Genomic DNA, 26,513 nt, shown 5'->3' with positions numbered 1-26,513 from the left:
GGGGAAGTTGCGTGGAGGGGGAGTCGAAGGGGGAGGCGATCGGCCAATATCGTATATGAAATACGATCAGTCCCGAATGGTCGGGTTGGTTACGGGCGTGAGGATGGGTGAACAAGTGTCGTTGCTAACAGGTCAGACCGCGGTGATCACCGGAGGAGCCCAGGGGCTCGGCTTCGCCATCGCGCAACGGTTCGTCGAGGAAGGCGCTCGGGTGGTGCTCGGCGACGTGAACCTCGACGCCACCGTCGCCGCCGCGGAGAAACTCGGCGGCGAGGACGTCGCCCGCGCCGTCCGCTGCGACGTCACCGATTCGGCGGAGGTCGACGCGCTGATCGCGGCCGCGGTGGACGGATTCGGATCCCTGGACATCATGGTCAACAACGCGGGCATCACGCGGGACGCGACGATGCGCAAGATGACCGAGGAGCAGTTCGATCAGGTGATCGCCGTGCACCTGAAAGGAACCTGGAACGGTCTGCGCGCCGCCGCCGCGGTGATGAGAGAGCAGAAGCGCGGCGCGATCGTGAACATGTCGTCGATCTCCGGCAAGGTCGGCATGGTCGGGCAGACCAACTACTCCGCGGCCAAGGCCGGCATCGTCGGGATGACCAAGGCCGCCTCCAAGGAGCTCGCCTATCTCGGGGTGCGCGTCAACGCCATCCAGCCCGGGCTCATCCGGTCGGCGATGACAGAGGCCATGCCGCAACGTATCTGGGATTCGAAGGTGGCGGAGGTCCCGATGGGCCGGGCCGGGGAACCCGAAGAGGTCGCCAACGTCGCGCTGTTCCTGGCGTCTGACCTGTCGTCGTACATGACCGGCACGGTCCTCGAGGTCACGGGTGGACGGCATCTGTGATGCGGGATGCCGTCGTCTGTGAGCCCGTGCGCACGCCGATCGGCCGCTACAACGGGATGTTCAAGTCGCTGACCGCCGTCGAACTCGGGGTGGCGGCGCTGCAGGGCCTGCTCGCCCGAACCGGCGTCGCGCCGGGCGCCGTCGAGGACGTCGTCGTGGGCCACTGCTACCCGAGCATGGAGGCACCGGCGATCGGGCGGGTGATCGCGCTCGACGCGGGCCTGCCGGTGACCGTGCCGGGCATGCAGATCGACCGCCGCTGCGGCTCCGGTCTGCAGGCGGTCATCCAGGCGGCGATGCAAGTGGCAAGCGGCAACAACGATCTCGTCGTCGCCGGCGGTGCCGAGTCGATGAGCAACGTGGTGTTCCACTCCACCGACATGCGGTGGGGCGGGGCCAGGACCGGCATCACCGTGCACGACGCGCTGGCCCGCGGGCGCACCACCGCAGGCGGTAAGAACTACCCGGTGCCGGGCGGCATGCTGGAGACCGCCGAGAACCTGCGCCGCGACTACGGGATCTCGCGCCAGGAGCAGGACGAGCTCGCCGTGCTGTCGCACCGTCGGGCGGTCACGGCGCAGAAGGACGGACTGCTCGCGGAGACGATCATTCCCGTGACCGTCACGAGCCGATCGGGTGACCAGGTGATCGACACCGACGAACACCCCCGCGCCGACACCTCGCTGGAATCCCTGGCCAAGCTCAAACCTGTTCTCGGCAAGTCGGATCCGGATGCCACCGTGACGGCCGGTAACTCCAGCGGCCAGAACGACGCCGCCTCGATGTGCCTGGTGACCACCCCGCAGAAGGCCGCAGAGCTGGGCCTGCGCCCGCTGGTGCGACTGGTGTCGTGGGGCGTGGCCGGGGTTGCCCCCAACGTCATGGGCATCGGCCCGGTTCCGGCGACCGAGGTGGCGCTGGGAAATGCCGGACTGCAGCTGTCCGATATGGACCTGATCGAGCTCAACGAGGCGTTCGCCGCGCAGGCGCTGGCCTGTATGCGGGAGTGGAAGTTCACGCAGGCGGACCTGGAGCGAACCAACGTGCACGGGTCGGGAATCTCGCTCGGGCATCCGGTCGGCGCCACCGGCGGGCGGATGCTCGCCACGCTGGCGCGGGAGCTGAACCGCCGTGACGGCCGTTTCGGCCTGGAGACGATGTGCATCGGCGGCGGGCAGGGACTGGCCGCGGTCTTCGAAAGGGTGACGCCGTGACATACAGCGAGAAGCGAAGCGGGATCGCGCATGACTAAGCTTGCGCAGACGTTGGGGCTCACCGAGTTCCAGGCCGAGATCGTCTCGACGGTGCGGCAATTCGTCGACAAGGAGGTCATCCCCACGGCGCAGGAGCTCGAGCACTCCGACACCTACCCGCAGGCGATCGTCGACGCCATGAAGGAGATGGGTCTGTTCGGGCTGATGATCCCGGAGGAGTACGGCGGGCTGGGGGAGTCGCTGCTCACCTACGCGCTGTGCGTCGAGGAACTCGCGCGCGGCTGGATGAGCGTGTCCGGCGTGATCAACACCCACTTCATCGTGGCCTACATGATCCGTCAGCACGGCACCGACGCGCAGAAGCGCCACTACCTGACGCGGATGGCCACCGGAGAAACCCGCGGCGCCTTCTCGATGTCGGAACCGGAGCTGGGCTCCGACGTGGCGGCCATCCGGACCAGGGCCCGCGACAACGGCGACGGCACCTACACCATCGACGGACAGAAGATGTGGCTGACCAACGGGGGCAGCTCAACCCTGGTGGCCGCACTGGTCCGCACCGACGAGGGCGCCGACAAGCCGCACCGCAACCTCACCGCGTTCCTGATCGAAAAGCCCACGGGTTTCGGTGAAGTCGCCCCCGGACTGACCATCCCGGGCAAGCTCGACAAGCTCGGCTACAAGGGCATCGACACCACCGAGCTGATCTTCGACGGATACCGGGCCGGCGCCACCGACATCCTCGGTGAGGCGCCAGGGCAGGGCTTCTTCCAGATGATGGACGGCGTCGAGGTCGGTCGCGTCAACGTCTCCGCCCGCGCGTGCGGTGTCGGCATCCGGGCGTTCGAGCTGGCGGTGCGGTACGCCCAGCAGCGCAGCACCTTCGGCAAACCGATCGCCGAACACCAGGCCATCGCGTTCCAATTGGCGGAGATGGCGACCAAAGTCGAGGCTGCCCACCTGATGATGGTCAATGCGGCGCGGCTCAAGGACTCCGGGGAGCGCAACGACGTCGCCGCGGGCATGGCCAAGTACTTCGCCAGTGAGGTGTGCGCCGAGGTGACCCAGCAGAGCTTCCGCATCCACGGCGGCTACGGCTACTCGAAGGAGTACGAGATCGAGCGGCTGATGCGTGACGCACCGTTCCTGCTGATCGGCGAGGGCACCAGCGAGATCCAGAAGAACATCATCAGCAAGCGGTTGCTGGCGGACTACCGGGTCTGACGGCGGTGAGCATTCCCGAATTCGCGGCCAGGCCGCAGCTCGCCGAGGATGTGGCGCGCTTCGTGCGGCGGCGCATCTTCGAGGGCACCTACCCCGCCGGGCAGTACATCCGGCTGGAACAGCTGGCCGACGAACTCGGCATCAGTGTCACCCCGGTGCGGGAGGCGCTGTTCGGGCTGCGCGCCGAAGGGTTGCTGACCCAGCAGCCGCGCCGGGGTTTCGTGGTGCTGCCCATCACCCGCCGTGACATCGCCGACGTCGCCGACGTGCAGGCCCACATCGGCGGCGTGCTGGCCAGCCGGGCCGCCGAGCGCATCACCGATGAGCAGCTGCAGGCGCTCGACCACGTCCAGGATCAGCTGGAAGTCGCCTACCACGCCGACGACCACGAGGGCGCGGTGCGGCTGAACCACGAGTTCCACCGTGGCGTCAACGTCGCGGCAGGCTCGCCCAAGCTCGGCCTGTTGATGGGGCAGATCACGAGATTCGCGCTGGAGTCGGTGTATCCGACCGTCGAAGGGTGGCCCGCGCACTCCATGCGCGACCATCGTGAACTTCTCGCGGCGCTCAAGGCACGCGACAGCGAGGCGGCGCGGGCGGCGATGTCGGAGCATCTCTGCGCCGCGTCGGGTCCGCTGATCGAACACCTCACCCGGCGGGGCGTCATCCAATGATTGGCGAACAGACACAAACTCGCAGGGTTACGCGCTGAACTGTGCGAGTTTGTGTCTGCTCGCCGGAAGGAAGGTCGACGATGGGTGTCCTCGACGGTGTGCGGGTACTGGACTACGGCCGCTTCATCGCCGCGCCCTGGTGCGCGGCACTGCTCGCCGACATGGGCGCCGACGTGATCCGGGTGGAGAAACGGGAGGGCGGCGAGGACCGCTGGGTGCAGTCGGTCGCCGAAGGCGGCGAAGGCGGCACGTTCCTTCAGTGCAACCGCAACAAGCGCTCGCTGACGCTGGACTCGACCACCGACGAGGGCAAGGAGATCACCCGGAAACTGGTGGCCGGAGCCGACATCGTGGTCGCCAACATGCCCGCGGCCGGGATGCGGTCCAGCGGATTGGATTACGAGACACTGCGGGCGGTCAAGCCCGACATCATCCTCGCGAGTGCGACCGCGTACGGCGAGGGCGGCCCCTACAGCGACCGCATCGGATTCGACGGCGCGGGACAGGTGATGTCGGGTGCGGTGTATCGGCAGGGGCTGCCGGACCAACCGATCCGGACCGTGGTGCCCTACGCGGACTTCGGCACCGCGCTGACCCTGACCATCGGCGTGATGATGGCGCTGTTCCACCGTGACCGCACCGGGCAGGGGCAACACGTGGAGGGTGCGCTGCTGCCCACCGCGCTGATGCTGTCGAACGCGTTCCTCATCGAACGCGAGCTGCTCGGCACCGACAAACCGCGCATGGGCAACCGGGGAACCTCGGTGGCGCCCTGCGACCTGTACCGCACCCGCGACGGCGGCTGGGTGCTGCTGCAGGTCGCCGGTCCGCCGATGTTCAAGCGCTGGTGCCGGCTGGTCGGCAGGCCCGAACTGTTCGACGATCCGCGTTTCGCAAACGACGATCTGCGCTGGCAGCACGGCGACGAGCTCAACGACATCATGGCGCAGTGGTGCGCCGACAAGACCAAGGCCGAGGTCCTCGAACGCCTGGAGGCGGCGAAACTGCCCGCGGCTCCGATGCATTCGACACAAGAGGTGCTCGACGACCCGCACGTGCAGGCGATGGGGTTCCTGCAGCGGGTGCCGTTCCCCGGTGCCCCCCGCGACGTCCCGATCATCGAGACCCCGTTCCGGATGTCCGCCACCCCGGGCCAGATCCGCAGACGCGCACCGCAGCTCGGTGAACACACCGACGAGATCCTCGGTGAGATCGGTTACACGGGCGACCAGGTCGCGCGGCTGCGCGACCGGAAGGTGATCTGAGCCGCTCAGGACTGTTCGAGAAGAGCGCGAAGCCGTGCCATGTCGACCTTGCCGGTGGCGCCCCGGGGCACGCCGTCCTGGCTGTCGAGCAGCAGCCACACGGTCGGCACCTTGAAGCTGCTGAGGACCTCGCGGGCCGCGGAGCGGAGCCTTTCGGCGGTGGCGGGTGCGTCGCACACCACCGCCGCGCCGACGCGATCCCCCTCGGGCCCGGCGACATTGGTGACGAACGCGGCGCTGACCCCGTCCAGGCTGCGCAGCGCCTGCTCGACCTCCGACGGATAGACGGTGGCGCCGCGGACCTTGAACATGTCGTCGCAACGGCCGTGGTAATACAAGAATCCGTCCGCATCGAGGTGGCCGAGATCTCCTGTCGCGTACCAGCCGTCGGAGGTGAACACCTCATCCCGACTGCGGCGGCAGATGCCGCGCATCACGTGGCGTCCGCGGATCTGGATCATCCCGATCGCGCCGGTCGGCGCCGGTTCACCGGTGTCGGCGCCGACGATGCGTACCTGCATGCCGTCGAACGGCTTACCGCAACTTCCCCAGGCGGTCTCGGGCATGTCGGTGTCGGCCGGGTATCCGCAGTACGGCCCGAACGACTCGGTCATCCCGAACAACCGGGCCCGGGCGCCCGGCCGGGACCGCAACCGCGGCGGCAGCAGCGCGTCGAGGCTGCCCGCCCGCAGCTCCGTCAGCTCGACACCCGAGGCTGGCAGGTGCCGAGCCAGTGCCTCGGCCTGATCAGGCCAGCCGCGGAACAGGGTGACCCGCTCGTCTGCCAGCAGACGCAGTGTCGAATCAGGTTGGGGGACAGGCTCGGTGACCAGAGTCGCCCCCGCGGTCAGCGCCGACAACAGCCCGCCACCGAGCCCACCGATCCAGAAGAACGGCATCGGGAGGTACAGCCGGGTGTCGGCATCGACACAGCGCGCCGCCAGGCCGGACCGCACCGCGCCGATCGCGTTGCCGTGCGAATGACGGACCCCCTTCGGTGCGCCGCTGCTTCCGGAGGTGAACACGACGGTCAACGGATCAGCCGGCCGCACACCTCGGGACATCGCCTCGGCGACCTCCGCCGCCGCCGGATGGCCGCGCAGTGCGAACACCTGTTCAGGCGTCCGTACACTCCGCAGTGCGGGCGTCGTCGCATCCAGGTCATAGCGGTGTCCCCGGAACTCCTCGACGGCGATCAGATGTTGCACAGACGCGGTCTGCAGCTGTGCCGACAGCTCCCGGGCGGTGAGCAGCGTGCTCAGCGGAACCACCACGGCCCCGATACGCATCAGAGCCAACGCGATCCGCGCCCACGCCACACCGTTGGGCATCAGGAGCCCGACCCGCATCCCCTTGCCGATGCCGGAGGCGACGAACGCGGCGCCGAGTTCCCCTGTCGACCGGTTCAATTCGGCGTAGGAGATCCGTTCGGCCGGGTCGACGACGGCGTCCCTGGCGCCGTGTGCGGCGGCCTGATCCCGCAACAGCGAGTCGATGGTGTCGGTCATCGAAGAGCCCCGAAGAGTCTCCGCAGCGCCGAGAGGTCGACCTTTCCGCTGGACAACATCGGAATGTCGGCGTGCCTGACGGTGGCCACTCGGCGGGGGATCTTGTACGCCGACAGGTGGGAGCGCAGGGTCTCCTGGAGACCGGTTACGTCGACCTCGGTGTCCGACGCGATCACCGCGGCGACAAGCTGACCACGATCGGCGTCGGGCAGGCCGACGACGTGGACCACGACGTCGGGATCCGGGATCACGGCGATGATCGCCTTCTCCACCTCGCCGGGTGCCACGTTGGCTCCCGCAGTCTTGATCATCGTGCCGGTGCGGCCGATGAAGTAGAAGACACCGTCCCCGTCGCGGCGCACCAGGTCTCCTGTGTCGAACCAGCCGTCGCCGTCGAAGCAGTCCTCGCGGGCACGCCCGTAATAGCCCTGCATCAGGAACGGGCCGCGCAACAGAAGCACCCCGGGGGTGTTCACCGCGACGTCGCAGCCGGTGTCGGGGTCGACGACACGCGCCTGGAACCCCGGTGCCAGAAACCCGAACGAGCCGCGGCGGGACTCCGGTTGATCTGAGTCGTCGCCGCTGAGCAGCACCACACTTCCGGTCTCGGTCATCCCGAGCATGTTGTGCCGTAGCTCGGCGTCTGCCGGCCGCGCGCCGGCGGCCATGATGGGGTAGAGGTTGCCGCGCCGCATTGACGACAGGTCGCGTCGCGCGAAGCTGGGATGACGCGGCAGATGCGCGATGCCGGCGATGAATCCGTTCGTGACGGTGGGTTTCTCGGCCTCGAGCAGGTCGAGCGTGTCGGCCGCGTCGGTGGCGTTGGAGCAGATCAGGGTGGCGCCGGCCACCAGGGTGGCGAGCAGGCCGAACGCGAAGCCACCGATCCAGAAGAACGGCGAATTGCAGAAGAGGCGGTCGTCGGCGGTCAGTCGGCGGATCTCGTTGAGACTGCGCTGGTGTGCCAGCAGTGCCGCATGGGTGTGCACGACGCCCTTGGGGGCGCTGGTCGACCCCGACGTGTAGATGACCGCCAGCGGGTCGCAGCCGTCGACGTCGTCCTCCATGGCGCGGAGCAACGCGTCGTCGACGCGACCCCGCGCGTCACCGTCCTGGTCGTCGAACAGCACGTGCCGCAGTACCGGCGCGGCGGTGCTGAAGACGGGGCCGTGCGTGGGCCGCGCACCGACGGCGTCGGTCAGCGTCTGCACGTAGTCGTGGGACCGGAAGCTGCGGGCGGCCAGCAGCACCGAGACGTCGCTGTCGACCAGTTGCCGACGTACCTCGGGGGCGGTGCCGAACGTCGAGAACGGAACCACGACGGCACCGATGCGCGTCGCGGCCAGCATGGCGACGACGAACTCGGCGCTGTTGGGATACAGCAGGCCGACGTGCGTGCCTTTTCCGGCGCCGAGTGCGACGAGCCGCTGTGCCAGCACCGCCGACCGCTCATCGGCCTCGCCGTAGCTCAGCCGGGTGCGGTCGCAGACCAGCAGCGGCTTGTCGGCCCACAACCGCTGCCGGCGCAGCACGTCGGCGACGGTGGCCGGGTCGGGGGTCACGACTGCGCGAAATGGGAGCGGACGGCGGTCAGGTCGGGTTTCCCCGACGCGGTGCGCGGAATCGCGTCGGTGATCACCAACTCGCCCGGAATCTCGTAGCGTGCCAGCCTCTTTTGCAGATAATTCAGCAGCTCGTCCGGTTCGGCGCTCATACCGGGACGCAGTTGCACCAGAGCGACCGGGGTTTCGCCGAGACGTGGATCGGGCCGGCCGACCACCGAAGCCCCGGCCACCGCGGGATGGCTTTCGAGTGCGTTCTTGACGTCGTCGGGCATCACCTTGAACCCGCCCCGGATGATCGCCTGGTCGGCGCGTCCCAGGATCCACACAAAGCCGTCTTCGTCGATGCGGGCCAGATCGGTGGTCTGCATCCACCCGCTTCGGCCCGCCAGTTGTGCCGGGATGACTTCCAGGAGACCCTGCTGCCCGGGCGGTACCGGTTCGCCGTTGTCGTCGACGACGCGCAGCTGTGCGCCCGGGTTGGCACGGCCGACGCTGCCGCGCTTGTGCTGCCAGAACCTCTGATGGTCCTTTAAGGTCCAGCCCGCCACGCCTCCGCCGAATTCCGTTGCCGCGTAAGAGGTCAGCACCGGGATGCCGAACTTCTCGGTGAACGCGTCGGCGTCATCGGCCGACAGCGGGGCTGTCCCGGAGGTCACGACACGGATGCCGTCGAGGTCCTCGCGGGTCAGGTCGGAGTGCAGCACCATCCGCAGCGCGGCGGGCACCAGCGACACCGCGCGGGGGCGGTGCTCGCGCACGGCGTCGGCCCACTGCTTCAATTCGAACTTCGGCAACAACACGAACGGCCGCGCCTCGGCCACACACAGCAGCACCCGGAACACCCCGCCGACGTGCACCAGCGGCGAGTTCACGATCGCGACGCCGCGCCGCAGGTCGGTCGGGGCCGCGTCGTGGTCCGAATCGGGACCCATCACGCTGCGCGCCAGCATGTCGTAGGTGAGATCGACCCGTTTCGGCGGGCCGGTGGTGCCGCTGGTCAGCATCCACACCGCCACGCCCGGACGGCCCGCGTCGTCAGAAGTGTTGCCGCGGTGCACTGTCGGCGGCTCGTCGAATCCGTCGACGGCCAGCGTCGTTGCCGTTGTGTCCGGTGCCAGCGCCGCGAGGTCCTCGGAGGACCCGATGATGATCGGCAGATTCAGCGCCTCGATGTCGGACCGGGTGCGGTCGTCCCCGCGGGAGGGATTGATGACGACGACGGTGCCGCCGCCGCGGAGCACACCGAGCAGTGCGGCGACGTGTACCGGCCGGTTGCGCAGCATGATCCCGGCGCGCGCGGTACCGACGAGGTCACCGATACGGTGCGCCAACGTCCCGATCTGCTCCCAGGTGATCCAGTCGCCGCCGAACTGGATCGCCCGGCCCGGCGGATCCAAGGCCAGTACGTCGTCGATCCGTTGCGAAAGGCGATGCACCATCAACGGATCCGGGGCGGGGTCTTCGGGACGGGGCGCTCGGCCAGCTCGGCCTTGGCGATCGGGTTGCCGAGCCGGGTGTAGATCAGACCTTGGTCCATGGCGGCACGATAGGGCTTGTCCAGCGATTCCCAGATGGCCTTCACCGTGCCCTGGGTGGCGGTGGGTGGTTTGGCGGCGATCGTCGTGGCGATCTCGTGCGCGCGGGCCCACAGGTCATTCTCGTCGACGACTTCGGTGACCAGACCGATGCGAAGCGCGGTCTCCGCGCCGACGCGCTCGTCGTTGCCCATCAACGCCATCCGCAGTGTGTCGCCGAGACCGATCCGGCGCATCAGGCCCACCGGCTCCAGTGCGCAGACCAGGCCCGCGCTGACGTGCGAGTCGAAGAACGTCGCACCCCGCGAGCAGATCACGATGTCGGCCTCGTTGACGAAGTACAACGCCCCGGCGGTGCACATGCCCTGCACGGCGCACACCACCGGCTTCCACATCTTCTGCCACTTCGGGCTCAGCAGCTCGCCGGGATCCTCGTGGTTCCAGACGATCTCGGGCTGCCCGTAACTGGCACGGACATCCAGCCCGGCGCTGAAGGCCCGCTCGCCCGCAGCACGCAACACCACCGCGTTGATGCCTTCGTCGGCCTTGATGATCCGCCAGACATCCTTCATCTCCTCGCACATCGCGCGGTTGAAGGAGTTCAGCGCGTCCGGCCGGTTCAAGGTGACCGTGGCGACGCGGACCTCGTGGTCGAGGTCGAGCAGGATCGTCTCGAACGTCATCGGGTCGCTCACCGGCACTGCCAGTCGGGGGCGCGCTTCTCGACGAAGGCCAACGGCCCCTCCTGGGCGTCCTCGGTGCGGACCACCCGTTCGCGGAAGGTCTCGGCGAGGATCTCACCTTCGAGCAGCGGCAGGTCGAGGGTCTTGTGGATGGCCAGCCGGGTGCCCCGAACCGCCAGCGGCGCATTGGAGTTGACGATGTCGGCGATCTCGTGGGCCCGCTCGAGAAGCTTGTCGTGCTCCACGACCTCGGTGATCATCCCCAGCTCGTAGGCGCGTTCGGCGCTCATGCGCTCATGCTTGCCCATCAACGCCATCCGCAGCGCCACCGAGCGCGGCAGGGCGCGTGCCAGCCGCACCATCTCGCGGGCGGCGACCAGACCGATGCTGACGTGCGGATCGAAGAAGGTGGCCTTGTCCGACGCGATCACGATGTCCCCGGTGGTGACCCAGTCGAGCCCGGCGCCGCAACAGATTCCGTTGATCGCGGCCAGTACCGGTTTGGCCATCCGTCGGAACGGGGGCGTACCCTCCTGCGGGGCTTCCCACTGGTCGTAGGTGGACAGGTAGGGCCGCTCGTAGATGACCTTGCCGTCCTCGGGAATCTCCTTGACGTCCGCGCCGGTGCAGAACGCCCGGCCGGTGCCGGTGACGATCATCAGCCAGATGTCGTCGTCGTTCTCGGCCTCGTCGTAGGCCGCCCGCAGTTCGTTGATCATGTGTGGGGACAGCGCGTTGAGCGCCTCGGGACGGTTCAGGGTGATGGTGGCCTTGTGCCCGTCGACCTCGTAGCCGATGGTGTCGTAGCTGTGGGAACTCACGTGCCTTCTTTCCTCATCTGCCTTCGAAATCGGGAGCTCGGCGGGCCCGGAACGCCGCCAGACCTTCCTTGAAATCTGCTGTCCTGCAGGCCAGTTCCAGGCTCGCCAGCTCGTGAGCCATGGACTGGGGCAGGGTTGCGTGCATGCCGTAGTTGATCGCCTGCTTGGCCAGACCGATCGCCACCGTCGGCCCCGATGCCAGCCGGGTGACCAACTCCTCGGCTGCCGCGTCGATCTCGTCGGCAGGCACCGCCTGGTGGATCAGACCCCAGTCGGCGGCGTCGGCGCCGGTCACTTTCTCGCCGAGCAGGAGCATGCGTTTGGCGCGGGTCACCCCGGCGAGACGGGGGAGCAGCCAGGTCGAGCCGGAATCCGGGCTGAAGCCCCGGTCGATGAACGGTTCCCAGAGATTCGCCTCGGGGGTGGCGAGGGTGAAGTCCGCGGCGAGGGCGAGGTTGGCGCCGAGGCCCACCGCCCAACCGCGCACGGTGCAGACGACGGGAAGTTGGATCGTGGCGACAAGCTCGACGACCCGGTTGGCCGCGTGAGGGATGCGCCGGACGAGGTTGCCGGGCCGGGGTTTGCGGTCGCTGCTGTTGGTGGTGACCCAGTCCGCGCCGGAGCAGAAGTCGTCCCCGGCGCCGGTCAGGTGGATCGCGCGGACCGAGTCGTCCGAGGCGGCACTTGTCAGGGTGCCGACCAGATCGTCGATCATCGCGTGGCTGAGAGAGTTTCGTCGGGTGGGGCGGTCGAGGGTGATCCGCAGGACCGCGTCGTCCCTGACGACGCGCACCGCGCCGGCGTCGTCGCGCACCAGGCACCGTCCTTTCGGGCACTGAACGAAAAGCTATACAGATAGCCATACAGTTGGTACTACTATTACTATCCTGTACAACTTAGCAAGGAAAGGCCGTCGAGGGAACAGTGCCGGCACAGCGAATTCGTCAGCCGCGGGTCGCAGAACTCGTGGCATCCCGGCTGCGCGACGACATCCTGACCGGGCGCCTCAAGGAGGGGGATGTACTGCCCTCGCAGGAAGCCCTTTTCGCCGAGTTCGGGGTCAGCCCACCCGCCGTGCGGGAGGCTGTCCACATCCTCGAGTCCGACGGTCTGATCTCGGTGCGGCGCGGGAACATCGGCGGAGCGGTCGTGCACCTGCCGTCGGCCGAACGCACCGCGCAGATGATCAGCATGGTGCTACAGACCCGGTCGGCCACCCCGGCCGATGTCAGCGAGGCGCTGCTGCATCTGGAGCCGATCTGTGCCGGGATGTGCGCCTCGCGCGGGGATCGGATGACAGAGGTGGTGCCGCACCTGCAGGCGGCGATCGATGTGCAGGTCGAGCAGTTCGACCGCACGTCGCGCTATGTGTCCAACGCGCGGCGGTTCCACGAGGCGATCGTGTCCCGGTGCGGCAACGAGCCGATGATCCTGCTGATCGGGTCCCTCGAGCTCATCTGGTCGGCGCACGAGTCCTCGGTGTGGAGCGACGAGTGTCACCCCGAGGACCCGATGCGGCCGAAGACGATGCGGGCCGCATTGCGCGATCATCACCGGATCGTCGAGGCGATCATCGACGGGAATTCCTCACGGGCAGTGCGATTGGCGCAGGACCACCTCGCCGCCGCACGCCACAACACCTTGGCCGCCGGTTCGGACAGAACCATCGAGGCGAAGCTGATCGCCAACCACGACCGTTGAAACGTCCAGTAAACGACAGGAATTCACCATGACGACCGCCGAGGACAACCGCGTACTTTTCGAGGTCGACCGCGACAAGCACATCGCGACGATCACGCTGAACAACCCCAAGCAACGCAACTCCTACGACGCCTCGATGCGGAATCTGCTCGCGCGCTACCTCGACGAGGTGGCCGAGGACGACGACATCACCGTGGTGCTTTTGCGCGGGGCGGACGGCGTGTTCAGCACCGGTGCGGACATGAACAACGCGTACGGCTGGTATGGACCCGACAAGCAGGACAAGCCGGCCAAGAACCGGCCAAGTCAGCGTCGGCGCCTGACCGTGGATCGCAAGTCGTTCGGCTTCTATCACAACCTGATGGGTTTCCCGAAGGTCACCGTGGGGGAGATCAGCGGCTATGCGCTCGGCGGCGGCTTCGAGATGGCGCTGATGACCGACATCTCGGTGATCGCCCGCGACACCCGGATCGGGATGCCGGCCACCCGCTTCCTCGGTCCCGCGCTGGGCAGCCTGCACATGTTCTTCCACCGGTTGGGACCGGTGCTGGCGCGCCGGCTGCTATTGACCGGCGACATCATCCGAGCGGGCGAGGTCGAACACCTGGGTGTCTTCACCGACACCTGCGATGCCGCCGCGGTGCCGGCCAGGGCGCGGTACTGGGCCGAGAAGGCCGCGAAGATGCCTGCCGACGGTGTGGTGATCGCCAAGGAGGCGTTCCGGCTCGTCGAGCAGAGTCAGGCCTACCAGGGGGAAGAGGTCGCGAGCTATCTTTTCCACGCTTACGGCACCAACCTGCAGTTCGCCGAGGGCGAGTTCAACTTCGTCAAGACCCGCGCGCAACACGGCACCAAGGAAGCCTTCCGCCTGCGTGACGAGCACTTCTTTGTTCCTGAGCCGGGCCCTCGCCCCGACCCGTCACCGTAAGTGACCCGCCCCACCTACTGCCGGCACTACATTATCTGTTAGTTTTGTAACGTCTGTCTGTCACGAAACCGAGGTCGAAGAGCATGCCAACACCCGTCATCGTCGGTGCTGCCAGGACGGCCATCGGCCGCTCGTTCAAGGGCACACTGGTCAACACCCCGCCCGAAACCCTGATCACCACGGTGCTGCCCGAGGTCGTCCGCCGTTCCGGCGTCGACCCCGCCGACATCGACGACATCATCTTCGCCGAATCTCACTACGGCGGTGGCGATCTCGCCCGCTACGCCGCCGACGCCGTCGGGCTGCAGCACGTGCCCGGTCAGTCGGTGAACCGGCACTGCGCGGGCAGCCTCACCGCGATCGGCAACGCCTCGGCGCAGATCGGCTCCGGCATGGAGCGGGTGCTGATCGCCGGCGGCGTGCAGTCGCTGTCGATGACGCCGCTGGTCAACTGGCGCATCCCCGGCCCCGAGCTGAAGTTCGAAGAGCGGTGGATGCCGCCCACCCACGTCGAAACCCCCGACGCGCCGACCAAGGACATGTCGATCACCGTCGGCTGGAACACGGCGCAGGCGGCGGGTATCACCCGCGAGGAGATGGACGTCTGGGCGGTCCGCTCGCACCAGCGCGCCGTCGCCGCGATCGATGCCGGCAAGTTCGTCGACGAGATCGTCCCGCTGAAGGTGACCCAGTTCGACGGATCGGTCATCGACTTCAGTGTCGACGAGTCTCCCCGTCGCGACACCACGCTCGAGAAGCTGGCCGGTCTGAAGGTGCTGCACCCCGAGATCGAGGGTTTCTCGATCACGGCAGGCAACGCCAGCGGCACCAATGACGCCGCCGCGGGCGTGGCGCTGGTCGATGCCGACTACGCCGCCGCGAACGGCCTCAACGTGATGGCCAAGGTCAGGGCGTGGGGTGCCGTCGGTGTGGCGCCGCGCGACACCGGCCTCGGCGGCGTGAAGGTCATCGGCAGGGTGCTCGACCGGGCCGGACTCAAGCCGTCCGATGTGGCGCTGTGGGAGATCAACGAGGCGTTCGCGTCCGTGCCGATCGCGGCGTGCAAGGAGTACGGCATCGACGAGGAACTCGTCAACTTCTCGGGCAGCGGTTGCAGCCTCGGCCATCCCATCGCCGCTTCCGGCGCGCGGATGATCACCACGCTGATCTACGAGCTGCAGCGTCGCGGCGGTGGCATCGGTGTGGCGGCGATGTGCGCCGGCGGCGGCCAGGGCGGCGGCGTCGTCATCGAGGTCTAGGTCAACTCTCCGCCGAAATTGCATTCCAGCAGACGAAGATCGAGTAGCGCCCTGCTGGAATGCAATTTCGGCGGGTGAAGAGTCAGCGCTTGCGTGCGGTGCTCTTGGCTGGCGTGGCCTTGCGCGCAGGCTTGGCGTTCTGCTCGATGAGCCGGGCGGCGTGATCGAGGATGCACTCCAGGCCATACTCGAAGTTGCGGTCGTCTGACGCGCTCAGGTGGTGGCCTTTCTGCGTGACGGCAGCCAACAGCGGGGCGGATTCCGGGTCGATCGTCATCGTGTCGTCGATGTCGCCGTGGCCGTCCTCGCCGGCCAGGTTCTTCTCGCGGAGACGCTGCAGCACCACCGACCCGCGGACGTGAACCGACATCGCGGAGTAGGTGTCGAACGCGTCCTCGGGGGACAGGCCCGCCTCGACGAGGCTGCCGATCGCCCGCTCGACTTCCTGGACACCCAACTTCGCCGCCCGCGGGCTCAGCGCCGAGCGGATCAGGATCAGGTCACAGAGGATCGGGTTGCCGTTGAACGTCTGCCGCATCGACCGGGCATGGTTGGCCAGCGTCTCGCGCCAGTCCTTGGCCTCCACATACGGCGTGGCGAACGCGTACTGGCGCAGCGCGCGATCGGTCATCGCGTTGAGCAGGTCGTCCTTCTTGCGGAAGTACCAGTAGATGCTCGTGACGCCGACGCCGAGGTGCTTGCCCAGCAGCGGCATGCTCAGGTTGTCGATGCCGACCTGCTCGGCGAGTTCGAAAGCGCCCTTGATGATGTCATCGGGATTGATGGACCCGCGCTCACGCCGTTGACGCTTCTCCGCGGTCGCCTGCTTTGCCACTGTCGGGCACCTCCATCGTCTCGATGCTGCTCGCGGCGCTCCGCCGGAGCGGCGCGGTGGTTCGTGAAATTACCGGCAGCGGGTACTCTGGCCTGCGTCTTTGCATCCGTGTCGCTACGTCGCCGTGTGCGAGACCTTACCGCCCCGGCCCGGATCGGCAGCGGCCGCCGTTCTTCCACTCTTTTACTGTAAGTCCTATAGTAAGGTTTTCCAGCGATACGGGGCGGCATCCCATTGAAAGGTGAAGGGCGACAAGTGGCTGACGAGGTTCTTCTGGAACGCAGGGACCGGGTTCTGATCATCACCATCAACCGTCCGGAGGCGCGCAATGCCTTCAACCTCGCGGTGGCGCAGGGGCTGGCGGACGCGATGGACGAACTCGACAGCTCTGCTGAGCTGTCGGTGGCGATCATCACCGGGGCGGGCGGCAACTTCTGCGCCGGTATGGACCTGAAAGCGTTCATGGCCGGCGAGGTGCCCGCGATCGAGGGCCGCGGAATCGGGTTCACCGAGCGCCCGCCACGCAAGCCGGTGATCGCCGCGGTCGAGGGGTACGCGCTCGCCGGCGGCACCGAGATCGTGTTGGCCACCGATCTGATCGTGGCCGCCAAGAACGCGAAGTTCGGCATCCCCGAGGTGAAGCGCGGCCTGGTGGCCGCGGGCGGCGGTCTGCTGCGGCTGCAGAAGCGCATCCCCTACCAGAAGGCGCTCGAACTCGCGTTGACCGGCGACAGCTTCACCGCCGAGGAAGCCTCGCAGTGGGGCTTCGTCAACGTGCTGACCGAACCGGGCGAAGCGCTCAACGGTGCGCTGGCCCTGGCGGAGCGCATCACCGCCAACGGTCCGCTGGCGGTCGCGGTGACCAAGGAGGTCATCGTGAAGTCGGCCGACTGGACCGAAGCCGAGATGTGGAAGAAGCAGGGCGAACTCGTCATGTCGGTCTTCTCGTCGAAGGACGCGATGGAGGGTGCGACCGCATTCGCCGAGAAGCGCAAGCCGAACTGGACGGGCTCCTGACCGGGCCTGGCTAGGGCTGGACCACAGTGGATTTGGGTCTGCGTGACGCCACCGCGGTCGTCGTCGGCGGAGGTCGCGGCATGGGCCTCGCCGCGGCGCACTGCTTCGCCGACGATGGCGCGCGCGTCGCGCTGATCGGCCGATCCCCGGAGGTGCTCGACGGTGCGGCCGCGCAGCTGCGGGAGCGGGGCAGCCCCGACGCCGTTGGAGTGGTCGCCGACACCACCGACGACGCAGCGGTCCGGCGGGCTTTCGCCGAACTGGGCGAACGGTGGAACGGTGAGCTGAACATCCTGGTCAACGCCGTCGGGCCCACGGTGCGGGGCACCTTCGACGAGCTCACCGACGCCGACTGGCGACAGGCCGTCGACGAGGGTGCGATGGGGATGGTGCACTGTGTGCGCGCCGCTCTGCCCTTGCTGCGGGCCGCCGAGTGGGCGCGCATCGTGAACTTCTCCGCCCACTCGACGCAACGCCAGAGCGTGATACTCCCGGCATACACCGCGGCCAAGGCCATGGTCACCAGCATCTCGAAGAACCTGTCGCTGCTGCTGGCCCGCGACGAGATCCTGGTGAACGTCGTCTCGCCCGGCAGCATCGCCTCCGAGGCGTTGCTCGGCTGGGCCGATTCCGTCGGTGTCGACGGCAGCGACCCGTACGCGCTGATGGCCGCCATCGACGAACACTTCGGCCACCCCGCGCATCTGCCTCGCGCCGGCCTGCCGACCGAGATCGGGCCTGTGGTTGCGTTTTTGGCGTCGCGGCGCAATTCCTATATGACGGGCGCCAACATCAACGTCGACGGCGGTAGCGACTTCACCTGACCGGGGGAATGCGGATGGCGACAGCGGTAGAAGCCCGGGAGTGGGCGCGCGGCGCCCTGCGCGGTATCGGGGACTCGCTCTACACCCCGCTCGGCGGCGCCGACGGCGAGGACATCGACTGGGCCGGCTGGCTGCGGGACGGCATCGTATGCCCGGCCCAGTTGGGCACCGCGGGCTATCTCTTCGAAACCCCGGATCGCCCAATCTATTCCGAGTACTGGGAGCTGATCGTCGCGGGAGAACTGCTCGACGCGATGGACTACGCCCGAGAGTCGGGGCTGGATCAGTTCGACATCGACATGGGCGCCTGGTTCACCTGTTATCCGGGTCGGCCGGACTATTTCACGCACTGGGGCGGGGCGTTCAAGTTCGCGGCGTCGGTACTGGGCCTGCCGATCGGCTCATATCCGCATTCGCGTCCCCCTCAGGCGGAGCTTCCGGCTTTGGCGCAGAACGAGATTCGTGTCGCCTACCGAAACCTTGGACTGGTGGGCTGACTGCGGTCTCCGACGGTTGCGGAAGCCACTACCGATAGGTGTACAGTATGAGCATCCATCGAGCTGAGGAGGTCCGTCGGTGAGCGCTGTCGATCGCGCTGCGGAGCCCGGCATCGCAGACACCGAGCCGGTGCTGTTCGACGTGCACGACAGCGGCGTCGCGGTGTTGACCCTGAACCGGCCGGAGCGGATGAACTCCTGGGGCGGCGGACTGGCACAGGCGTTCTACCGGTGCATCGACCGGGCCGAGGCCGACCCGCACGTCCGCGTCATCGTGCTCACCGGGAATGGCCGGGCGTTCTGTGCCGGCGCCGACATGGGCGACCTCGACTCGATCAGCGCCGCCGGCGACACCGGCCGGGGCGAACGGAGCGACGGGGAGAGCGGACTGGCCGACACCGACGTGTCGCAGCTGGTCGGCGAGCGTCATCCGCACTTCTTGACCCAGCTGCGCAAACCGCTGATCGCGGCGATCAACGGGGCGTGCGCCGGGATCGGCCTCACCCACGCCCTGATGTGTGATGTCCGGTTCGCCGCGGCGGGCGCGAAGTTCACCACCGCGTTCGCGCGGCGTGGGTTGATCGCCGAGTACGGCATCTCGTGGATCCTGCCGCGAATCGTCGGCTGGAGCGCCGCGCAGGATCTGCTGCTCTCCGGACGCACGTTCTACGCCGAGGAGGCCAACGAGCTCGGCCTCGTCAATCAGGTGGTCGCCCCCGACGAGTTGATGGCGCACACGCTCGCTTATGCCGAGGACATGGCCCGCAACTGTGCGCCCAGTTCGCTCGCGGTGATCAAGCGGCAGATCTACCGGGATGCTTTGCGAAATCTGTCCGACGCCAGTGCCGACGCGGAGAAACTGATGCATGAGTCGATGCAGCGACCCGACTTCATCGAAGGCATCACCGCCTTCTTCGAAAAGAGACAGCCCAGCTTCCCGCCGCTCAAGGAGGAGACGTCATGACAGCCCCCCAACCTTTGGATTATCGGGCGATTGATGTGGACAACCACTATTACGAGCCGATCGATTCGTTCACCCGGCACCTGCCCAAGGAGTTCCGCAGCCGTGGCGTGCAGATGCTCACGGACGGCAAGCGCACCTACGCGGTGTTCGGCGGGGTAATCAACCACTTCATCCCGAACCCCACCTTCGACCCGATCATCGAACCGGGCTGCCTGGATCTGCTGTTCCGGGGCGAGATCCCCGAGGGCGTCGACCCCGCCTCGCTGATGAAGGTCGACCGGCTCGCCGACCACCCCGAGTACCAGAACCGTGACGCCCGGGTGAAGATCCTCGACAAGCAGAACCTCGAAACGGTGTTCATGCTGCCGACGTTCGCGTGCGGCGTCGAGGAGGGGCTCAAGCACGATATCCCGGCCACCATGGCCTCGGTCCACGCCTTCAACCTGTGGGTCGACGAGGACTGGGGATTCGACCGTCAGGATCACCGCATCCTCGCCGCGCCGATCATCTCGCTGGCCGATGTGCAGAAGGCCGTCGAGGAGGTGGAGTTCGTGCTGAGCCGGGGCGCCAAGATTGTGTGCGTGCGGCCCGCGCCGGTGCCCGGTGAGGTCCGGCCCCGCTCCCTCGGCGACCCGGTGCACGACCCGGTGTGGGCACGGCTGGCCGAGGCCGGTGTCCCGGTGGTGTTCCACCTGTCCGACTCCGGCTATATGGCGATCCCCGCGCTGTGGGGCGGCAGCGGAGTGTTCAGGGGCTTCGGCAAGCGCGATCCGCTGGACATGGTGATCATGGACGACCGCGCCATCCACGACACCATCGCCGCGATGATCGTCCACCAGGTGTTCACCCGGCACCCCACGCTCAAGGTGGCCAGCATCGAGAACGGTTCCTACTTCGTGTACCGGCTGATCAAGCGGCTCAAGAAGTCCGCCAACAACGCGCCGTACCACTACAAGGAGGACCCGGTCGAGCAGCTGCGCAACAACGTCTGGATCGCGCCGTACTACGAGGACGACGTGAAACTGCTCGCCGACACCATCGGGGTGGACAAGATCCTGTTCGGCTCGGACTGGCCGCACGGTGAAGGGCTGGCCGACCCCACGTCGTTCACCGCCGACATCCCGCAGTTCCCCGAGTTCAGCCACGAGGACACCCGCAAGGTGATGCGCGACAACGCTCTTACCCTCGTCGGCACACACGTGTCGGCCTGAGCCATGGGCGAGTGGACGATCGGTGGTGTCGTCGACGCCATCGCCGAGGCCGTGCCGGACCGGTTGATGACAGTGTGCGGTGAGCGCAGGAGCACCTACCGACAGACTGCCGATCGCACCCGGCGATTCGCGAACTTCCTGAGCGCCAACGGGATCGGGGCGCATCAGGAGCGCGACGCGCTGCAGGGCTGGGAATGCGGGCAGGACCGCGTCGCGCTGATCATGCACAACGATCTGTACCCGGACATGGTGATCGGCTCGCTGAAGGCACGTGCGGTACCGGTCAACGTGAACTTCAACTACACCCCGCGCGAGGTTGACGAGCTCCTGAGTTACCTGCGGCCGCGCGCAGTCGTCTTCCACCGCTCGCTCGGCGCCAAGTTCGCCGACGTGCTGCCCCGCGAGGGGGTGGACCTGATGATCTCGATCGATGACGGCAGCGGCGCGCCCGAGCTGTCCGGGGCGGTGCGGCTGGACGACGCGCTGGCCGCGGGGGAGGCGGACCAGCACGTCACGCCGTCGCCGGACGACGTGATGATGATCTGCACCGGCGGAACGACCGGCCGCCCCAAAGGCGTGATGTGGCGGCAGTCCGACACCTACGTGGTGTCGATGAACGGCGCCGACCACGAATCGGTCGCGGAAATCCACGACAAGGTGCAGCACGCCGGACCGCCGTGGTTCGCGGTCTCCCCGCTGATGCACGCCGCCGGCATGTGGACCGCGTTCGCGGCGCTGCTCAACGGCCAGACCGTGATCCTATACGACAAGCCGACCCTCGACTCGGCCACGGTGCTCTCCACCGCCGAGCGGGAGAAGGTCGGTCTGATGACCATGGTCGGAGATGCCTACGCCGGACCGTTGATCGACGAGTTGCGGCGTCGCCCCTACGATCTCTCGTCGCTGTTCGCGATCGGCACCGGAGGTGCGGCGACCAATCAGCGCCACCAGGAGGCGCTGCTCGAGCTGCTCCCGCAGATCACGCTGATCAACGGTTACGGATCGTCGGAGACCGGCAACATGGCGTTCGGCCGCAGCCAGGCCGACGATCGCAAGGACACGTTCGAGAGGCGCGACGGCGTGGTCCTGCTGTCCGAGGACCACAGCAGGATCCTGCAACCGGGCGACCAGGAGGTCGGCTGGGTGGCGCGCGAGGGCCGAATCCCGTTGGGATACTTCGACGACGCCGAGGCGACGCGGCGCACCTTTCCCCAGGTCGAGGGGCGACGGGTGGTCATCTCGGGTGATCGGGCCTCGCTGGAACCCGACGGCACCCTGCGCCTCTACGGACGCGATTCGCTGGTCGTCAACACCGGCGGCGAGAAGGTGTTCGTCGAGGAGGTCGAGGAAGTGCTGCGCGCACACGGCGGCGTCGCCGACGCGTTGGTGGTCGGGCGCGACAGCGACCGCTGGGGGCAGGAGATCGTGGCGCTGATCGAGAAGGCGCCCGGCGCCGACGTCGAGTCCGAGGCGCTGCTGCTCGTGTGCAACTCGGCGCTGGCGCGGTTCAAGGCTCCCAAGGAATTCATCTTCGTCGACAAGGTGCGCCGGCTGGGCAACGGAAAGGCCGACTACCGATGGGCGAAAAGTCAGGTGACGCAGAGAGATACGGTGGTAGGGCAGTCGTGACGCACAAGGTGATTGATTGCCTGGTCAACGTGCACTTCGGTGAAACCGCCAAGCAGCCGGAGTTCATGCTCAAGGTTCGCGACGACTACTTCAAGGGCCCGCAGTCGCTCTACGAACAGGTCGAGCTGCCCGCGCTGCTCGACGAGATGGCCGAGCACGGTGTCGAGAAGGCCATCCTGATGGACAACCTCGTCAAGCCGTCGGTCACCGCACGCAAGTTCGTCGAGGAACGGCCGGACAAGTTCGCCCTCGCGGTCGGCGGCGTGAACCTGCTCCGCCCGATGCCGTCTCTGCGCGAGCTCGCGGCGGTGGTTGCCGACCTGCCTGTCGCCTATGCCGCAGTCGGGCCGAGCTTCTGGGGGGACGGCATGTACCCGCCCAGCGACGCCGTCTACTACCCGCTCTACACCAAATGCGCGGAACTCGAACTGCCGCTGTGCATCAACACCGGGCTACCCGGGCCACCGATCCCTGGTGAGGTGCAGAACCCGATCCACCTCGACCGGGTGTGCGTCCGGTTCCCCGAGCTGAAGCTGTGCATGATCCACGGGGCCGACCCATGGTGGGACGTCGCGATCCGGCTGCTGATCAAATGCGCGAACCTGCGGATCATGACCTCGGCGTGGTCGCCGAAGCGCCTGCCCGACAGCCTGTTGCACTTCATGCGCACCCGCGGCAAGAACAAGGTGATCTTCGCCTCCGACTGGCCGGTGCTGCGCCAGAGCCGGGTCGTTCCGGAAGCGGTCGCGCTGGATCTGCCACCCGATGTACTCGACAACTATCTGTACAACAACGCCAACGACTTCTTCTTCGGCGCAGCAGAACAGGAGATCTGACCGTGGACCGGTACGAACTGCGCAGGCTGGATTACAGCCTGTCCGAGGATCATCAGGCACTGCAGGCCGCCTACAAGGACTTCTTCGCCACCCGCTGCACCATCGAGACGGTGCGGGCGGCCGAGGAAACCGGGTTCGACAAGAACCTCTGGGAACGGCTGTGCGCCATGGACGCGACGACGATGGCGCTGCCGGAATCCGTTGGGGGCGACGGGGCCACGCAGGTGGATCTGACCCTGGTCGCCGAGGAGATCGGCCGCTCATTGGCTCCGGTGCCGTGGATCGACCACATCTGCGCGGCCCGGCTGCTGGCACGCCTCGGCAGCGTCGAGGCCGACGTCGTGAACGGCCGGCAGATCGTCGCCTTGGATCCCCTGCAGGACAACGTGTCCGGGGTCAGGTTGATCCCGGCGGGTTCCGTCGCGGACCACATCATCGTGCGCGACGGGGACGACGTGGTGCTCCTGAGCTTCTCGACGCGCCCGGTGCGGGTGGACAACATCGGCAAGCTGCCGATGGCGTGGGTGGATCCCGCCGCCGCGGACAGCCGCACCGTGTTGGCCAGCGGTGCCCAGGCATCGGCTGAATACCAACGCGCACTCGATGAATGGCGGCTCCTGACGGGCGCCGCGCTGGTCGGTCTCGTCGAGGAGACGATGACCATCGCCGCCGAGTTCTCCAAGACCCGGTACACGCTCGGCGTGCCGATCTCGACATTGCAGGCGATCTCGCACCCACTGGCCAACATCGCGATCACCGTGCAGGGCGGTCGCAACCTTGCGCGGCGGGCAGCCTGGTTCCTCGACAACGAGCCCGGCGAACGGCGCGAACTGGCGCTGTCGGTGTTCGTGTTCATGGCCGAGGAGGCCGCCAAGGCCGCCACCATGGCCGTCCATGTCCAAGGTGGTCTCGGGGTGTCCGCGGAGGCAGCCGCCACCGCGTACCTGGTGCGGGCACGGGGCTGGGCGGTTGCCGGGGGAGACCCGGGTGTGACCGCCAAGTACATCGCGCAGATCGTGGCTGATCGTGAAGGACGGAGCTGAGCAATGGATTTCTCACGGGTGGAACTGAGTGACGAGGACCAGAAGTTCCTCGATGAGGTCCGCACGTTCCTCGGCGAGATCGTCACCGAGGATGTCATTCGCCGCGATCGCGAGACCGGAGACAACTTCGACGAGGGCGTCCATCTTGCGCTCGGTGCTGCCGGTTACCTCGAACGCGACTGGAACCCCGACTCCGACCGGGCGTTCACGCGGGTGCAGCGCCGGATCTGGGAGCTGGAGAAACGCCGCGCTCACGTGCCGTGGGTGACGTCGGGGACCACCGCGATGATCGCGAAGTCGGTGGAGAGGTTCGGTTCCCCGGAACTGAAAGACGAAGTGATGCCGAAGGTGTACAGCGGCCACGTGCGGCTGTGCCTGGGGTACACCGAACCCGAGGGTGGCTCCGACGTGGCCACCTGCAAGACCCGCGCGGTGCGCGACGGCGACAGCTGGGTCATCAACGGGTCGAAGATGTTCACCACCGGTGCGCACAACTGCCAGTACGTCTTCCTGATCACCAACACCGACCCGAGCGCACCGAAACACAAGAGCCTCACCATGTTCCTGGTGCCCCTCGATTCGCCGGGGGTCGAGATCCAGGGCATCCGGACCGTCGACGGCGACCGGACCAACATCGTGTACTACAGCGACGTCCGCGTCGACGACCGGTACCGGCTCGGCGAGGTCAACGACGGCTGGACCGTGGTGCGCGAGCCGCTCAACGCCGAGCACGGAGCGGTGGACGCGGCTGATGACGGCCTGCAGGACGTGTCGATCATGATGCATCAGGCGATGTTCATGGCCGCCGCGGTGGACAAGGCTGCGCAGAAGTCGACGATCCCGGATCCGAACGGACGCCGACTGATCGACGACGGATCGGTGGCCTACCGGCTGGGCCGCAGCGTGGCCCGGCTGGAGGCGTCGCTGTCGGCGCCGTCGATCTTCGGCAGGGTCGCGCTGGCGCAGACCATGCGTGACATCTCACCGGATCTGATGGACGTCTTGGGTGCTGCCTCGGCGTTGCCGCTGGGCACCGACGGCGCCGCCGACGACGGAGCGTCGGAGTACATCTACCGGTTCGCCCCACTGGTCGGAATCTACGGCGGCACCCTGGAGGTATTCCGCAACATGATCGCGCAGTACGCGCTCGGGCTCGGTAAGCCGAACTACTCACCGGTCAAGACATAGCGGGTCCGGCGTCGCCACCCCTCGCCGAAATTGCATTCCAGCAGAGGTTTACTCGGAACTTCCCTGCTGGAACGCAATTTCGGCGCGTTTCTAGGTGGTGAGGATGGTGGCGCCTGCGGTGCCCGGGGCGCCGTACAGCTGGGCGAAGCCGACTTTCGGCTCGCCGGGGATCTGCCGGTCACCGGCCTGCCCGCGCAGCTGACGCACGATCTCGTGCAGCTGCCGCAGTCCGGACGCGCCGATCGGCTCACCGTTGGCCAGGAGTCCGCCGTCCGTGTTGACCGGCATCGCCGCGCCGATCTCGGTGGCGCCGTCGGCGATCAGCTTCTCCTGATCGCCGTCGGCGCAGAAGCCGGCCTCGGCCATGTGGATGATCTCGGCGCCGGCGTCGGTGTCCTGCAACTGGATCACGTCGACGTCGGACGGTTCGATGCCCGCCTTCTCGAACGCCGCGCGCGACGCGTAGACGGTGGGCGCGACGTCCTCGTCGACCGGCGCGAACGTCGTATTCACCTCGTAGGCACCGTATTTGCGGGTGCGGACTTCCACCGCGCGCACAAAGACGGGCTTGTTCGTGTAGCGGTGCGCAATGTCAGCCCGGCACATGACGACCGCGGCGGCGCCTTCGTCCGGGGAGCAGAACATGTACTGCGTCAACGGGTAGTTGAGCATCGGCGAGTCGAGGATCGCGTCCTCGTCCATCGGTTTGCGACGGAACGCGTTCGGGTTCAGCGCGCCGTTACGCAAGTTCTTGTTGACGACCTTGGCCAGCGTGCGATGGCTGATGCCGTGCTCGTGCAGGTAGCGGTTGGCCTTCATGCCGAAGAACTGCGTGGTCAGGTACTGGCCGTTCTCCGCGTACCAACTGGGCATCCCGACCAGGCCCGGATCCTCGGTGAACGCGCCGCGCGGGTGCTTGTCCAGGCCGACGGCGATGCCGATGTCGTAGTCGCCCAACCGTATTCCGTCGGCGCAGGCCTTGGTGGCGCTGGCGGCGGTGGCACAGGCGTTGAACACGTTCGTGAACGGGATCCCGGACAGTCCGACCATGCCGACGATGGCGTCCGGGTTGGCGACCGTCCAGCTGCCGCCGACCCCGAACTGGATGTCGTTCCACGACACACCCGCGTCGGCGACCGCAGCGGTGATCGCGTCGACACCCATGTGCATGGCGGTCTTGCCCTCGAACCTGCCGAACGGGTGCAGCCCCACCCCGATGATCGCCACGTCGTGCAT

Annotated in this window: 24 protein-coding genes and 1 pseudogene; 17 read left to right on the top strand and 8 right to left on the bottom strand. The window is 67.4% G+C overall.

Annotation, left to right across the window (positions count from 1 at the left end):
- Positions 1–103: 103 nt before the first annotated feature.
- The 5 genes from fabG (at position 104) to BN976_RS21685 (ending at position 5,233) form a co-directional block, all read left to right on the top strand.
- On the top strand, positions 104–856 hold the full coding sequence (gene fabG, locus BN976_RS21705; RefSeq protein ID WP_086008421.1) for a 3-oxoacyl-ACP reductase FabG: 753 nt from the start codon (positions 104–106) through the stop codon (positions 854–856).
- Positions 856–2,070 (top strand): acetyl-CoA C-acetyltransferase, encoded by a 1,215-nt coding sequence (locus BN976_RS21700; protein WP_036374252.1) that lies wholly within the window; start codon positions 856–858, stop codon positions 2,068–2,070. Before fabG ends, BN976_RS21700 begins: the two co-directional genes overlap by 1 nt.
- A 30-nt stretch (positions 2,071–2,100) precedes the next feature.
- A complete protein-coding gene (locus BN976_RS21695) occupies positions 2,101–3,294 on the top strand; it encodes an acyl-CoA dehydrogenase family protein (protein ID WP_036373763.1) in 1,194 nt (397 codons plus the stop codon).
- Positions 3,295–3,299: 5 nt separating this feature from the next.
- A complete protein-coding gene (locus BN976_RS21690; protein ID WP_036373761.1) occupies positions 3,300–3,968 on the top strand; it encodes a GntR family transcriptional regulator in 669 nt (222 codons plus the stop codon).
- 80 nt (positions 3,969–4,048) lie between these two features.
- Positions 4,049–5,233, top strand: coding sequence for a CaiB/BaiF CoA transferase family protein (locus BN976_RS21685; protein ID WP_036373758.1), 1,185 nt, complete (start codon positions 4,049–4,051; stop codon positions 5,231–5,233).
- Positions 5,234–5,238: 5 nt separating this feature from the next.
- Here the strand turns inward: BN976_RS21685 and BN976_RS21680 are convergent, their stop codons facing one another.
- From BN976_RS21680 to BN976_RS21655, 6 genes are read right to left on the bottom strand one after another with little or no spacing between them, the layout of a single operon-like run.
- Positions 5,239–6,741, bottom strand: coding sequence for a class I adenylate-forming enzyme family protein (locus tag BN976_RS21680; protein WP_036373756.1), 1,503 nt, complete (start codon positions 6,739–6,741; stop codon positions 5,239–5,241).
- Entirely contained in the window at positions 6,738–8,303 is a 1,566-nt protein-coding gene (locus BN976_RS21675; protein WP_036373753.1) for a class I adenylate-forming enzyme family protein, read from the bottom strand. The genes BN976_RS21680 and BN976_RS21675 overlap by 4 nt, the downstream gene beginning before the upstream one ends.
- On the bottom strand, positions 8,300–9,745 hold the full coding sequence (locus BN976_RS21670) for a class I adenylate-forming enzyme family protein (RefSeq protein WP_036373751.1): 1,446 nt from the start codon (positions 9,743–9,745) through the stop codon (positions 8,300–8,302). Before BN976_RS21670 ends, BN976_RS21675 begins: the two co-directional genes overlap by 4 nt.
- Positions 9,745–10,524 (bottom strand): enoyl-CoA hydratase/isomerase family protein, encoded by a 780-nt coding sequence (locus tag BN976_RS21665; RefSeq protein WP_011779218.1) that lies wholly within the window; start codon positions 10,522–10,524, stop codon positions 9,745–9,747. Before BN976_RS21665 ends, BN976_RS21670 begins: the two co-directional genes overlap by 1 nt.
- A gap of 8 nt (positions 10,525–10,532) precedes the next feature.
- Complete coding sequence (locus BN976_RS21660; RefSeq protein ID WP_011779219.1) at positions 10,533–11,345, bottom strand: enoyl-CoA hydratase/isomerase family protein; 813 nt, start codon at positions 11,343–11,345, stop codon at positions 10,533–10,535.
- A gap of 13 nt (positions 11,346–11,358) precedes the next feature.
- Positions 11,359–12,159, bottom strand: coding sequence for an enoyl-CoA hydratase/isomerase family protein (locus BN976_RS21655; protein WP_011779220.1), 801 nt, complete (start codon positions 12,157–12,159; stop codon positions 11,359–11,361).
- Between the two features lie 110 nt (positions 12,160–12,269).
- Between BN976_RS21655 and BN976_RS21650 the strand changes: the two genes are divergently transcribed.
- The 3 genes from BN976_RS21650 to BN976_RS21640 all read left to right on the top strand — a co-directional run bounded on the left by BN976_RS21650 (position 12,270) and on the right by BN976_RS21640 (position 15,233).
- Positions 12,270–13,046, top strand: coding sequence for a FadR/GntR family transcriptional regulator (locus BN976_RS21650; RefSeq protein ID WP_036373748.1), 777 nt, complete (start codon positions 12,270–12,272; stop codon positions 13,044–13,046).
- Between the two features lie 28 nt (positions 13,047–13,074).
- Complete coding sequence (locus tag BN976_RS21645) at positions 13,075–13,974, top strand: enoyl-CoA hydratase/isomerase family protein (RefSeq protein ID WP_036373745.1); 900 nt, start codon at positions 13,075–13,077, stop codon at positions 13,972–13,974.
- 83 nt (positions 13,975–14,057) lie between these two features.
- Positions 14,058–15,233, top strand: coding sequence for a thiolase family protein (locus BN976_RS21640; protein ID WP_036373742.1), 1,176 nt, complete (start codon positions 14,058–14,060; stop codon positions 15,231–15,233).
- Positions 15,234–15,315: 82 nt separating this feature from the next.
- Here the strand turns inward: BN976_RS21640 and BN976_RS21635 are convergent, their stop codons facing one another.
- The gene (locus BN976_RS21635; RefSeq protein ID WP_011779224.1) at positions 15,316–16,068 is read right to left on the bottom strand and encodes a TetR/AcrR family transcriptional regulator; all 753 of its coding nucleotides are present in this window, start codon (positions 16,066–16,068) and stop codon (positions 15,316–15,318) included.
- Positions 16,069–16,323: 255 nt separating this feature from the next.
- Between BN976_RS21635 and BN976_RS21630 the strand changes: the two genes are divergently transcribed.
- From BN976_RS21630 to BN976_RS21590, 9 genes and pseudogenes are all read left to right on the top strand, one after another.
- Positions 16,324–17,085 (top strand): crotonase/enoyl-CoA hydratase family protein, encoded by a 762-nt coding sequence (locus tag BN976_RS21630; protein ID WP_011779225.1) that lies wholly within the window; start codon positions 16,324–16,326, stop codon positions 17,083–17,085.
- Positions 17,086–17,111: 26 nt separating this feature from the next.
- Complete coding sequence (locus BN976_RS21625; RefSeq protein ID WP_011779226.1) at positions 17,112–17,909, top strand: SDR family NAD(P)-dependent oxidoreductase; 798 nt, start codon at positions 17,112–17,114, stop codon at positions 17,907–17,909.
- Between the two features lie 122 nt (positions 17,910–18,031).
- Positions 18,032–18,406, top strand: a pseudogene (locus tag BN976_RS21620) (dihydrodipicolinate synthase family protein); the annotation flags it as partial.
- Between the two features lie 79 nt (positions 18,407–18,485).
- Entirely contained in the window at positions 18,486–19,370 is an 885-nt protein-coding gene (locus BN976_RS21615; protein ID WP_036373738.1) for an enoyl-CoA hydratase, read from the top strand.
- Positions 19,367–20,581 (top strand): amidohydrolase family protein, encoded by a 1,215-nt coding sequence (locus BN976_RS21610; protein ID WP_036373736.1) that lies wholly within the window; start codon positions 19,367–19,369, stop codon positions 20,579–20,581. Before BN976_RS21615 ends, BN976_RS21610 begins: the two co-directional genes overlap by 4 nt.
- 3 nt (positions 20,582–20,584) lie before the next feature.
- Positions 20,585–22,210, top strand: coding sequence for an acyl-CoA synthetase (locus tag BN976_RS21605; RefSeq protein ID WP_036373733.1), 1,626 nt, complete (start codon positions 20,585–20,587; stop codon positions 22,208–22,210).
- Positions 22,207–23,046, top strand: a complete 840-nt coding sequence (locus tag BN976_RS21600; protein WP_036373730.1) for an amidohydrolase family protein — start codon at positions 22,207–22,209, stop codon at positions 23,044–23,046. The genes BN976_RS21605 and BN976_RS21600 overlap by 4 nt, the downstream gene beginning before the upstream one ends.
- 2 nt (positions 23,047–23,048) lie before the next feature.
- The gene (locus BN976_RS21595) at positions 23,049–24,089 is read left to right on the top strand and encodes an acyl-CoA dehydrogenase family protein (RefSeq protein WP_036373728.1); all 1,041 of its coding nucleotides are present in this window, start codon (positions 23,049–23,051) and stop codon (positions 24,087–24,089) included.
- 3 nt (positions 24,090–24,092) lie between these two features.
- Entirely contained in the window at positions 24,093–25,277 is a 1,185-nt protein-coding gene (locus BN976_RS21590) for an acyl-CoA dehydrogenase family protein (protein ID WP_036373726.1), read from the top strand.
- A gap of 90 nt (positions 25,278–25,367) precedes the next feature.
- Here the strand turns inward: BN976_RS21590 and BN976_RS21585 are convergent, their stop codons facing one another.
- A complete protein-coding gene (locus tag BN976_RS21585) occupies positions 25,368–26,513 on the bottom strand; it encodes a thiolase family protein (RefSeq protein WP_036373721.1) in 1,146 nt (381 codons plus the stop codon).

The organism is Mycolicibacterium austroafricanum (assembly GCF_000612725.1).
Classification (GTDB): domain Bacteria; phylum Actinomycetota; class Actinomycetes; order Mycobacteriales; family Mycobacteriaceae; genus Mycobacterium; species Mycobacterium austroafricanum.
Note: the sequence above shows the minus strand (reverse complement) of the source record. Positions and strands in the feature narration are given on the sequence as shown.